Genomic DNA, 11706 nt, shown 5'->3' with positions numbered 1-11706 from the left:
TAGTGCCTATTTTTCGACTGATCCAGAAATTTTATATCGTAAATTAGATCATTATCATCAGCTTTTTATCCCTACGCAAATTTAACCCTTATTAAGTCATTTTTTTGTAATATATACCTTATTCCCTAACCATTTATAGACTAGGTTTTTTTATGACAATTTCTATTAATCTAAAACGCATTCTTGATCACTCTTATCCGATTCATATCGGTTCTTTGCCAGACATAAATTGGGACGGAAAGGTGGCTATTTTGACCAATCCTAAAGTGGCAGGTTTACATTTACAAACGCTTCTTTTCCGATTAAAAGCCAAAGAGATTTATATTATAACAATTCCTGATGGGGAACAATACAAAAATATGGAGACGATAGAGTTTATTTTAGATCGTATGTTTGATCACCGTCTTAACCGTAAATCGCTTTTAATTGCTTTTGGCGGTGGTGTCATTGGTGATATGGGTGGATTTGCCGCGAGTTTGTTTAATCGCGGGATTGACTTTATTCAAATTCCAACCACACTTTTGGCTCAAGTTGATTCGAGTGTCGGTGGAAAAACGGGAGTCAATAACCGCTTTGGTAAAAATCTAATCGGTGCTTTTCATCAGCCAAAATCGGTTTATATCGATCTGTCATTTCTTGCAACGCTCCCATCTCGCGAATTTGGTGCCGGTGTTGCTGAAGTCATTAAAATGGCAGTAACATTTAACCGTGAATTTTTTGAGTGGTTGGAAAATAACGACCTTCGAGAGGGAGAGAATCTCCAGTATGCGATTCGAATGGCGGTAGAGACGAAAGCTCGTGTTGTAGAAGAGGATGAAAAAGAGCACGGTCTGCGCGCCGCACTCAATTATGGTCATACATTCGCTCATGTGATTGAGAACGAAACTAAATACGAAACGTATCTACACGGTGAGTGTGTTGCTATCGGTATGGTAATGGCAAACGATTTGGCATGTGAAGCAGGGCTTATGAGTTTTGATGAAGCTAATCGTGTGAAAGCACTTTTGTCACGTTATAATCTTCCTTTAAGCTATCCGATTACTAACGTTGAGAAGTTTTATCAGACCTTTTTTCTCGATAAAAAAAGCAGTGATAGTTCGATTACTTTTATTCTTCCTCGTGGAATCGGGGGAGTAGAGATAACAGAGCGTATCGATTCTGAAGCCGTTAAAAAAATATTGTCTGCCTATGAAGTGAGAAGCGTGTGAGAGGATATAGATTTTTTTTATCACTTTTTTTCGCTAGTGTTTTACTCCTCAACGCTGCTCAAAAAGAGGATAAATCTACGGAAGAACAATCGGTAGAGCTACCAAAAGAGATTCAAATTGAGAATGCTCAGGATGAACTCTCAAAAATTCAAAAAGAACTTTCACATGGCAACAGTATTTGGCTCAAAAGCTATAACTCCTATATGGCGTATCAAGAAGCACGTAAAAGTCTTAGAGATGTTAAATATCGGATTGAACAGCTCGAAAACCGTTCTGCCAGCATTGAGCGAAAACTTGAGATTGAAGCGCTTCAAGCGAAACAAAAAGTCTTAACCGAACAGATCGATCTGCTCAAAGCACAGGGGACATCCCCATTTGTCTCGCTCCTAAAACCGGATGAAGCGGGTGAACTTCCTTCCATCACGAATCCGTTTGATATTTTTACAGGGCTTTCGTATATCAAACGGGTTAACAGCCAGTATCGCGATTATGTGTTGCGTGAAGAGGAACTTCAAGAGCTGATAGCTCTTTTAGAACATCAAGTCGAACTCTATAAAGAGCTAATGCACTTAAATCCAAAAGCCGATTATGTAGTTGAACTCGATGCAACACTACTGCAAGTGGAAAAGTTTAAATTAGCCCTTGAAACACTTATTTCGACTGCCGATGTGTACGAAAAACGGATTGAATCGACCGAAGCCAAAATCAACAAAGAGATTAAAGATCAGATTTTCAAACTACTCAATATCGGGATGATTGTTGTTGTTCTGTTTGTCATCTCTTTTTTGTTCAAACGGGTTATCAAACGCTATATTGTTGATAATGAACGGTTTTATATGGCAAATAAAATCGTCACTTTTATCAATGTAACACTCATTATCTTGATTCTTCTCTTTAGTTACATTGATAATGTGGGCTATTTCGCCACTGTTTTGGGATTCGCATCTGCCGGTTTGGCAATTGCGATGCGTGACTGGTTTATGTCTCTTTTGGGTTGGTTGGTGATTGTGGTCGGTGGATCCATTCATGTAGGAGATCGTGTTCGGTTTATGAAAGATGGGATGGAGTATGTGGGGGATGTTTTAGATATCTCGATGCAGCGTATTACCCTCATGGAAGATGTGACGCTGACGACTGTGATGACAAATCGTCGTGCCGGGCGGATTGTATTTGTACCAAACAACTATATTTTTACCTCGATGATCGCTAATTATTCCCATGCATCGCTTAAAACGGTATGGGACGGGATCGATATCGTGATCACCTTTGATTCGAATCATAAAAAAGCAACCCATTTGGTAAAAGAGATTTGCCGAAAATACTCCAAAGGCTACACCGATATCACCCGTAAACAGATTAATAAACTGCGTGATAAATACAGCCTTAAAAACAGTAATGTTGAACCGCGTGTTTTTAATTTTATCGAAAGTAATGGAATGAAAATTAGTGCATGGTATCTGACAAATGCGTATGCGACATTGACACTGCGCAGCACGATTTCAGCCGATATCGTCGATGCTTTTAACGCCGAGCATGATATTACGATCGCCTATCCGACTCAAACTTTTTATACGGCTCCTATCCCTCCAAAATCTCCACCACCGATGGATGTGCAATGAAGCCGAAAGTTTATTTCAAAACATTCGGTTGCCGTACCAATCTCTTTGATTCTCAAGTAATGATGGGTGCTTTGAATGATTACGAAGTGATTGAGGATGAGAGAGAGGCGGATATCGTTGTCGTCAACTCCTGTACCGTCACCAACGGTGCCGATGTGAGTGTCCGCGGTTATATCAACCAAATGGATAAACAGGGGAAAAAGCTTTTTTTAACCGGATGCGGAGCCCATACGAAGGGAGAGTCTCTTTTTAGCAGTGGAAAAGTGCAGGGGGTATTTGGCCCATCAGAAAAAATGAAAATCAATACACTCCTCTCATCGGATAGCCGCTTTTATGAGATCGGTGATCTGAACTACATCGATGATGCAATCGTCAATGAGTTTGTCGGAAAATCACGCGCGTTTATCAAGATCCAAGAGGGGTGTAATTTTCGGTGCAGTTACTGTATTATCCCCTTTGTACGCGGTGATGCCCGAAGTATGGATGAAGCCAAGATTTTGGAACAAGTGTCACGACTCGCTAGCAACGGATTCGGGGAATTCGTTCTGACCGGAACCAATGTCGGAAGCTACGGGCAGGGTGAGGGGCGTAATATCGCCGAGCTCATGAAAAAGATGTCACGGATACGGGGGGTTCGTCGTATTCGTGTAGGTTCGCTAGAACCGATTCAGATCAATGAATCCTTTCGGGAAATTTTGGATGAGCCGTGGTTGGAACGTCATTTACATGTAGCGATACAACATAGCTCAGATGAGATGCTTCGTCTGATGAACCGCCGTAATCGGCACAAAAGCGATGTAGAACTCTTCGGAATGCTTAATGCCAAAGGGTTTGCTCTAGGAACCGATTTTATCGTCGGTCATCCGGGGGAGAGTGAGGCAATTTGGAAAGAGGCGATGGAAAACATCAAACAATTGCACCTTACCCATATCCACCCATTTACCTACTCTAAACGTGACAGTACACCGAGTGCGACGATGAAACCGGAAGTTAACGGTGCACTCTCTGCTCAAAGAATGGCTGAACTCAATGCCTTGATTAATGCAAACAATCATGTATTTCGAGAAAAAATGGCTTCCATTCCTTTGGAAGTTTTAGTCGAATCGAATGATAGTAAATACTTTAGCGGGTATGATCAATTTTTTAATAAAGTGATTATTGAATCGAATGAAGATATCACAGGTGATTGGATCACACTGGAACACTATGAGGTACACGATGAATATAACATGGCGAACTTTTAATCGAAATCAGCTCATCCTTATCCTATCGGGAGGGATTATTCTCCTTTTGCTTCTTTTTGCACTATTACGTGATAGCGGAGATACGATAACTCTTGCCGAAGCAACCAAATTGATCGAAAATAATCAAATCGAAAAAGCATTTAGTGACGATGGCTATACCTATTTTGCAACCAAAGAGAATGGTATTGTTAAAATCGCTTCCTCACAACTCCCCTCCGAATTGACCGCAAATTTGTTGATTGAGCCAAAGAGGGGAAATGGGTGGATTTGGTTTTTTCTCTTTTTCGGACTCATCGGTGGTGCGGGATTTTGGGCATGGAAAAGTAAACTCGGATTTGAAGATGATGCACCAGTTGCAGAAACTACTGTGACAAAAACTGCCGTAGCGGAACCGGAAGCCCCTTCTTCCAATGTAACCGCAGTTAAATCGACGGTCAGATTTAGCGACATCGGCGGTATCGGTGATGTCAAGGAGGAACTCGAAGAGATCATCGACTTTTTACGCAATCCAAAACGCTATTATAGTTTTGGTGCCCGTATGCCTCGCGGGGTGTTACTAGTAGGTCCTCCGGGGGTCGGTAAAACGATGATTGCCAAAGCGGTTGCCGCTGAAGCGGATGTCCCTTTTTTCTACCAAAGCGGTGCCTCGTTTGTTCAGATTTATGTCGGTATGGGGGCAAAACGGGTGAGCGAACTTTTCTCCGCCGCCAAGAAAAATGCCCCGGCGATCATCTTTATCGACGAGATCGATGCCGTGGGTAAAAAACGTGAGGGAGGACGAAACGACGAACGCGAGGGGACCCTCAATCAGCTCCTTACCGAGATGGATGGGTTTGAAGATACCAGCGGCATCGTTGTTATCGCTGCGACCAATAATATCGATGTGATGGATGCGGCACTTCTTCGTGCAGGGCGGTTTGACCGCCGGATTTTTGTGGAGCTTCCGACCGCCAGTGAACGTGAAGCTATTTTGAATAAATATCTCCGCCATATCCCTAATGACCTCTCTATCGCTGAAATTGCCAAAATGACGGTTGGATTTAACGGTGCCTCACTCGCGGCATTGGTCAATGAAGCGGCATTGCTGTGTATGCGCCAAAATGAGATTCAGGTAAAACTTGAACACTTCTTAGCCGTCAAAGATAAGGTGATGTTCGGTAAAAAGAAGATCGCGATGCTCAGTGACGAACAACGCCGTTATCAAGTGCGCTATCAGGCAGGGAAAGTATTTGCCGCCACTTGGTTTGATCTACCATTCGAGAAGATCACACTGACCAATGATTCAATCACCCCTCCCACGGCTGAACCACAACTGCGTCATGAGATCGAAGCACACATACGAGTGCATCTAGCGGGGATTGCGGCATCGCATATCCGTTTCGGTGAACACGCCAGCAATGCGTCCCATGATTTGGGTGTTGCTAAAGAGTTGGTTCATGCAATGGTGTATGAATACGGTATGGGCAGTACAATCCAACCCTCTGTTGAGGATGAAGCTGCGCTCACCGATCGCCTCTATACTGAAATGAGTACCTTATTAGAGCGTCATGAAAAAATTCTCTCCAAATTTGAAACGATTTTGGATGAATACGAGCATATTTCCAAAGCCCTTGCTAAAGCAACGATGAATGAGATTTTATAGCGGTTTTGCCCTGAGCGGGGACCAGCACTTTTTTGATCCCTATCTCAAACAGAGTGAGTATACGGTAGCAGGTTTCAGCTATGGTGCGATCAAAGCGGCACAATACGTTCATGATGCACATGAACGTATCGATACCCTCCAACTTTTTTCTCCCGCTTTTTTTCAGACCAAAAAAGAGTCGTTCCGTCGCCTCCAAATGGGGGGATATTTCAAAAATTCTGAGCGCTATTTGGAAAATTTTGTAACCAGTTGTTTCGCACCGCTTCCAAAATCTCTTATCTGTATTGGTGAAAATAATGCAGAAGGATTGGAAGAGCTCCTCTATTTTGAGTGGACGAGTGAACTGATGGAGTCTATATGCTCTAAAGGGACGCGTATCGAAGTCTATCTAGGTTTGGAAGATCAGGTGATCGACGTCGCGGGAGCAAGGGAATTTTTTCTTCCCTATGCCACCATTATTTCTATAAGAAGAGGAAACCATTTTTTACAGGAGTCATTATGAGTAGAATAAAGATAGGGGTTATTACCGCATCCGACCGTGCGAGTGCAGGGATTTATGAAGATATTTCGGGTGTTGCAATTCAAGATGCGATGAGAGACTACCTCATGTCAGAACACGAAATCGTCTATCGTTGTATTCCAGACGATCAGTATACGATTGAAGAGACGATGATGGAGTTATGTGACCGTGCGGGGTGCTGTCTTGTGGTGACGACGGGGGGGACAGGTCCTGCAAAGCGTGATGTGACCCCTGAAGCGACGGAGAACGTTTGTGAGAAGATGATGCCAGGGTTTGGTGAATTGATGCGGCAAGTGAGCCTTAAATATGTTCCTACGGCGATTTTGTCGCGACAGACAGCAGGAATTCGAGGCAAATCTCTGATTATCAATCTCCCCGGCAAACCAAAATCGATCCGTGAGTGTTTGGATGCAGTATTTCCGGCTGTACCGTACTGTATCGATTTGATCGAAGGGCCGTATTTAGAGTGCAATCCGGAAGTTATGAAAGCGTTTCGACCGAAACAGTAAGTGAATTTTTGAAAAGATTTCCCGCTAATGCGGGAAACGTAGAAGATTACAGGAAATTGACTTTTGTGACGTGGTGTTTAAGCCCGAGTTCCTCAGAAGTACATCCGAGTGCAAGCCCAACCATTTGTTGCATATGAAGGACAGGAAGAGAGACTTCACGACCGATAGCAATAGATGCATGGTGCGTTTGAGTATCAAGTTTGAGATGACACAGAGGACAAGGCGTGACCATCCAGTCCGCATTCGCATCCATCGCACCCGCAACGGCATTACCCGTTAGGATAGCAGCCGTACGAGGTGCTTGTAGCTCAGCATGGAAACCGCAGCATTTATTTTTCTCAACATAATCCACGCTTGCACCGCCGCACGCGACGATAAGATCATCGAGTGAAGTAGGCGTATAAGCGCTTTCATGTTTTTTGTGAGATTCGTTTTGAAGCTCTGAGGGACGGATATTGTGACAACCGTAGAAAGGGGCAATGTTAAATTGGCTTAAAGGTTTTACGACCATCTCTTTGATCTTATCTAAACCAAAATCATCGATGATGGCATACAAGAAGTGGGTGATTTGTGATGTACCTTTGTACTCTAATCCAACTTCTGCGAGCTTTGCATTTACTTTTGCTTTTAGCTCTGCATTGTGATCAAGGCGGTGTTTGGTCATAGCGGTGTTGAGCTGACAGGTATTACATATAGTGACCATTGTAAGACCGTGTTTTTCAGCATACGCGATGTTACGCGCATTTAAAACTAAAGATAAAAAGTCATCATAATCTTGTAGGTGTGAAGCGCCGCAGCACGACGCTTCGGTGAGTTCTACCAGTTCAATCCCCAGTTTTTTTGCTACTGCCAGTGTTGACATCATTTGCTCTGGTGTACTCTCTTTTGCGGTACAACCGGTAAAAAGTGCGTATTTTAATTTTTCCATTGAGTACTCCCTAAAACTTTACTGTTGATGAGGATTTGACAAGTTTTTTGATCTCATCTAATTTATCGGCTTTTGGCATATTCCATGGCAATACGATTTTACCTTTAGAAAACATTTTAAGTGCGACAGGGACATGTTTTAGGACGCCAATATTTCCCTCTGAATAACGTACGAGTTCGCCTTCATCCAAAAGACCATGTTTAGCGATAGAGTGGGCAAAACCGACGGCATGGCGAGTAGCGACGTTGTTTTTTGCAATGTTAGCTTCAAACACCATGTTATGGAGTTTGGTGATTTTTTCGATCGGATTGACCTCTTTAGGACAAACCTCCGCACACTCCATACATTTGACACAATCCCAAACCCCTTGAGCCTCTTCATTGACGATATGAAGACGCTCAACAGAGGCTTCATCACGTACATCGGCACTGAAACGGTATGCCGCTGCAAAAGCTGCCGGTCCAAAGTATTCTTCATTGATTTCTAATGCCGGGCATGAGTAGTGACATGCGCCACATTGGATACAATAATCGGCTTCGAGAAGTTTTTCTGCATCGTGAGGGCTGACAAGGTGCTCTTGTGCAGGATGTTCTTCGATTTCACTAACAATATATGGCTTAATGGCAGCATGTTTGTCCCAGAAATCTTTTTTATCGATAATCAAGTCTTTGATTGCTCGTTTGATGCTCAACGGTTCAAGGGTGATTTCACTGCCGAATGTTTCCACGAGGTCAAACAGACGGGTTTTACACGCCAAAATACCTTTGCCGTTCGCTTTGATCGAACAGACACCGCAGATACCGTGACGGCAGCTGCGACGATATGAGAGACTTCCGTCATGATCCCATTTGATGCGGTTTAGAATGTCGAGAACAACCTCTTCATGGGTTACATCCAAAACGTAAGTGTTATAGTAAGGAAGGTAATCAGTCTCTTCATTGAAACGGAAAACTTTAAACGTTACTTGTTGCGATTTTATCGTATCCATATTCTCTTCCTTAATATGATCGTGCTTTGAGTTCATGGCGACCGAGGGTAACGTCCATGTAGTCAAGCTTGATTTCACCGTTTTCGTCCATGTATGCCATGGTGTGTTTCAAGAACTGCTCATCATCACGTGTCGGAAAATCTTCACGGAAATGGGCTCCACGGCTCTCTTTGCGATCCAATGCACTCGCAACGATAAAGAGGGAATAATCGAGCATATGCCCGAATTCAATCGCTTCTTGAAGCTCCGTATTAAAAATTTTCGATTTATCCGAAATACGGATATGTTGATAGCGGTTACGTAAATCTTTTAGAATTTCCATTTGTGCTGTTAGAGTTTCTGCTGTTCGGAAAACTCCCGCATTATCGCTCATTGATTGTTGAAGCTCTTCGCGAAGAGCCGGTACCGATTCTTGACCATTATTGGTTAATACCCAGTTCATTTCGTCTATCATACGTTCTGCATCTGCTTCAGTAGCAGGGTGCAACGTGAGACTATCTACTTCTTCAACCATGGTTTTACCGACGAAACGGCCGAACAATAGTGCTTCGAGAACTGAGTTTGCACCGAGGCGGTTTGCACCGTGGACGGATGAACATGAACACTCACCTGCCGCGTAGAACCCTTCAACAAACTCTGAGTTGTTTTTACGAACATGACCGTGTTTATCCATAGGGATACCACCCATTGAGTAGTGCGCCGTAGCCGAGATCAAGATCGGCTCTTTGATCATATCAAGACCTAGGAAGGTGATCGCAAGGTCGCGAAGTTCCGGTAGCCGTTCCATGATTTTATCTTTGCCCAAATGGACGAGATCGATAAATACAGCGTCTTTACGAGGACCGACACCGCGTCCTTCACGAATTTCTTGGATAATCGCACGGGCAACAACGTCGCGTGAAGCAAGTTCCATAGCATTCGGTGCGTATTTTTCCATAAAACGCTCTCCTAAAGAGTTGAGAAGTTTCCCACCCTCACCACGAGCCGCTTCAGAGATCAAAACACCGTTTCCTGAGAGTCCTGATGGATGAAATTGGACAAACTCCATATCTTCCAATGGAAGACCGTGACGTGCTACGAGGGAGAGACCGTCTCCGGTATTCGCATGAGCGTTTGAGTTGATTTTAAATGCACGAGCGTATCCGCCGGTAGCAAACATAACCGCTTTAGCATTGAAAATTGCTTTTTCGGAATTACGGATATTGTAGGCACTTACTCCGTATACTTTACCTTCGTTATACAACAAATCGGCAACATACCACTCATCCCAAAACTCAACGCCTTCGCGGAATGCTTGTTCGTAAATAGTTTGAAGGAGAGTTAGCCCTGTACGGTCTTTTGCAAAACAAGCACGCGGTGAAGATTGTCCACCGAACGGGCGCTGAGCAATGGTTCCGTCTTCGTTACGGCTGAATGCCGCACCCATACGCTCTGCCCAACGGATTGTTTCAGGTGCTTTTTCACACATAAACTGAACGACGTCTTGGTCTGCAAGGTAGTCTGAACCTTTTACGGTATCGAATTCATGAAGTTCAACACTGTCTGCATCACTAAATGCTGCATTGATCCCTCCTTGAGCTGCACCTGAGTGACTTCGTAATGGGTGTAGCTTTGTGACGACGGCAACTTTTTTGCCGGCTTTTTGCAATTCGCGAGCTGCGGCACATCCGGCCAAACCGGCTCCTACAATAACCGCATCATAAGTATAAATGGGAATACTCATACGCCTTCCTTGTGTAAAATCTGTAAGGGATTATAGCGTGAGGCTCCTTGAGTAAGATTAAAAAAGGTGATAAAGCAGTGTTAAGATAGAAACTTTTGATTGTTGTCCTAAATAGTAACAATGGAAAGATTAAACTAAGAAATGCAATTTAACACTTGCATAATCTGATTTTGTCTATAATAATACCATCTTTTATTAACAATGGATCATAGTACGTGGATGCAGAAGGCTATTTCATTTCTACTTTTGCTTCGGTGGGTACTCGTATCGGAGATGATGGAGCATCTCTGGGGCGATGGGTGTACAGTAAAGATCTGTTTTTTGAAAATATCCATTTTAAACGCCAATGGCTAAACTATTTTCAAATCGGCTACAAGGCGATGATTGTCAATATTTCGGATGCCATAGCGATGAATGCGACCCCAAAGTATGCACTTTTAGGAATCGCGATCCCAAGATCGATGTCTTTGCATCAGATGGATGAACTATCACGAGGGATTCGTACTGCTGCCTCGCAGTATGGTATCGAGATTATCGGAGGGGATACGATTTCCAACGTGAAACTCGATCTTTCTGTTACGATTATTTCCGAATCCACTCATCCGTTGTATCGTCGAGGGTTAAAGCGGGGGGATATAATCGCTTATACAGGGAAAATAGGCACGTCGGCAAAACAGCTTCGTTATCTTCTCAGCGGCGGAAAAGTGCATACGAAAAGCCGATTTATAGCTCCCCAGCTACGTCAGGGATTTGTTTCTCAAGCACGTCGATATCTACGGTGCGGAATGGACATTTCCGACGGTCTTTTCAGCGATGTTGAAAAGTTATCCCGTGCAAATCGGTTGGGAGTTCAATGGGATAAAAAAATTCCCAAAAAAATCGGTTGTAGCGGCGAGGAATATGAGATGCTAATTGCCTTTCCCCGTCGTTATCTTATAACACTTCAGCGTATTGCCGCACGTAATCGGACAACGATCACTGCAGTAGCCCACGCGGTACGTGGAAGTTATACCAATTGTTGTAAACGACATCATTTTTAGGAGTTACATGGAACGTCAATATTATCTTCCTCATAGTCCAATCGAGTTTCATTTTCGACAAAGTCCGCGCGATTTTGTTGTTGATGAGATTCCTCTTTACCCTTTTAGTGGTGAGGGTGAACATTTGGTTTTACATGTCCGAAAAAAGAATCTTTCCACATGGCAGATGATTGATATTTTCAGCAACCATTTGGGGATCAAAGGGCGTGATATCGGTTATGCCGGACTCAAAGATAAAAATGCCCAAACCAAGCAGTACATCTCTCTCCCGCGCAAATTTGAGTC

General features: G+C 43.4%; 11 protein-coding genes. 8 read left to right on the top strand and 3 right to left on the bottom strand.

Features of this window, described 5'->3' with window-relative positions:
• The first annotated feature begins 152 nt into the window (after positions 1 to 152).
• From aroB to mog, 6 genes are read left to right on the top strand one after another with little or no spacing between them, the layout of a single operon-like run.
• Positions 153 to 1208 carry a 3-dehydroquinate synthase gene (aroB, locus tag WA010_RS07270; RefSeq protein ID WP_422556468.1) on the top strand — a complete coding sequence of 352 codons (1056 nt, stop codon included), beginning with the start codon at positions 153 to 155 and terminating at the stop codon, positions 1206 to 1208.
• Positions 1205 to 2827 (top strand): mechanosensitive ion channel domain-containing protein, encoded by a 1623-nt coding sequence (locus tag WA010_RS07265; protein ID WP_422556467.1) that lies wholly within the window; start codon positions 1205 to 1207, stop codon positions 2825 to 2827. The genes aroB and WA010_RS07265 overlap by 4 nt, the downstream gene beginning before the upstream one ends.
• Positions 2824 to 4071, top strand: coding sequence for a tRNA (N(6)-L-threonylcarbamoyladenosine(37)-C(2))-methylthiotransferase MtaB (gene mtaB / locus WA010_RS07260; protein ID WP_422556466.1), 1248 nt, complete (start codon positions 2824 to 2826; stop codon positions 4069 to 4071). The genes WA010_RS07265 and mtaB overlap by 4 nt, the downstream gene beginning before the upstream one ends.
• Entirely contained in the window at positions 4046 to 5713 is a 1668-nt protein-coding gene (locus WA010_RS07255; protein WP_422556465.1) for an AAA family ATPase, read from the top strand. Before mtaB ends, WA010_RS07255 begins: the two co-directional genes overlap by 26 nt.
• On the top strand, positions 5700 to 6215 hold the full coding sequence (bioV, locus tag WA010_RS07250) for a pimelyl-ACP methyl ester esterase BioV (protein WP_422556464.1): 516 nt from the start codon (positions 5700 to 5702) through the stop codon (positions 6213 to 6215). Before WA010_RS07255 ends, bioV begins: the two co-directional genes overlap by 14 nt.
• Complete coding sequence (mog, locus tag WA010_RS07245; RefSeq protein WP_422556463.1) at positions 6212 to 6742, top strand: molybdopterin adenylyltransferase; 531 nt, start codon at positions 6212 to 6214, stop codon at positions 6740 to 6742. Before bioV ends, mog begins: the two co-directional genes overlap by 4 nt.
• 46 nt (positions 6743 to 6788) lie before the next feature.
• Here the strand turns inward: mog and WA010_RS07240 are convergent, their stop codons facing one another.
• The 3 genes from WA010_RS07240 to WA010_RS07230 are packed head-to-tail and all read right to left on the bottom strand — an operon-like array spanning position 6789 to position 10381.
• Positions 6789 to 7670, bottom strand: coding sequence for a CoB--CoM heterodisulfide reductase iron-sulfur subunit B family protein (locus WA010_RS07240; RefSeq protein ID WP_422556462.1), 882 nt, complete (start codon positions 7668 to 7670; stop codon positions 6789 to 6791).
• A 10-nt stretch (positions 7671 to 7680) separates the two neighbouring features.
• Entirely contained in the window at positions 7681 to 8658 is a 978-nt protein-coding gene (locus tag WA010_RS07235; RefSeq protein WP_422556461.1) for a succinate dehydrogenase/fumarate reductase iron-sulfur subunit, read from the bottom strand.
• Between the two features lie 10 nt (positions 8659 to 8668).
• Complete coding sequence (locus WA010_RS07230) at positions 8669 to 10381, bottom strand: FAD-dependent oxidoreductase (protein ID WP_422556460.1); 1713 nt, start codon at positions 10379 to 10381, stop codon at positions 8669 to 8671.
• A gap of 215 nt (positions 10382 to 10596) precedes the next feature.
• On the opposite strand from WA010_RS07230, the gene WA010_RS07225 reads away from it, so the two are divergent.
• Both WA010_RS07225 and truD read left to right on the top strand, forming a co-directional pair.
• The gene (locus tag WA010_RS07225; protein ID WP_422556459.1) at positions 10597 to 11421 is read left to right on the top strand and encodes a thiamine-phosphate kinase; all 825 of its coding nucleotides are present in this window, start codon (positions 10597 to 10599) and stop codon (positions 11419 to 11421) included.
• Positions 11422 to 11428: 7 nt separating this feature from the next.
• On the top strand, positions 11429 to 11706 hold a 278-nt coding region (gene truD, locus WA010_RS07220; protein WP_422556458.1), incomplete at its 3' end, for a tRNA pseudouridine(13) synthase TruD.

Origin of the sequence: Sulfuricurvum sp., from assembly GCF_049305995.1 — a bacterium.
Classification (GTDB): domain Bacteria; phylum Campylobacterota; class Campylobacteria; order Campylobacterales; family Sulfurimonadaceae; genus Sulfuricurvum.
Note: the sequence above shows the minus strand (reverse complement) of the source record. Positions and strands in the feature narration are given on the sequence as shown.

Bases quoted from the DNA above. Each gene is read 5' to 3' on its own strand.
- WA010_RS07235 (WP_422556461.1), bottom strand. From the start codon at position 8,658: ATGGATACGATAAAATCGCAACAAGTAACGTTTAAAGTTTTCCGTTTC.
- bioV (WP_422556464.1), top strand. From the start codon at position 5,700: ATGAGATTTTATAGCGGTTTTGCCCTGAGCGGGGACCAGCACTTTTTT.
- WA010_RS07230 (WP_422556460.1), bottom strand. From the start codon at position 10,381: ATGAGTATTCCCATTTATACTTATGATGCGGTTATTGTAGGAGCCGGT.
- aroB (WP_422556468.1), top strand. From the start codon at position 153: ATGACAATTTCTATTAATCTAAAACGCATTCTTGATCACTCTTATCCG.
- mtaB (WP_422556466.1), top strand. From the start codon at position 2,824: ATGAAGCCGAAAGTTTATTTCAAAACATTCGGTTGCCGTACCAATCTC.
- mog (WP_422556463.1), top strand. From the start codon at position 6,212: ATGAGTAGAATAAAGATAGGGGTTATTACCGCATCCGACCGTGCGAGT.
- WA010_RS07240 (WP_422556462.1), bottom strand. From the start codon at position 7,670: ATGGAAAAATTAAAATACGCACTTTTTACCGGTTGTACCGCAAAAGAG.
- WA010_RS07255 (WP_422556465.1), top strand. From the start codon at position 4,046: ATGAATATAACATGGCGAACTTTTAATCGAAATCAGCTCATCCTTATC.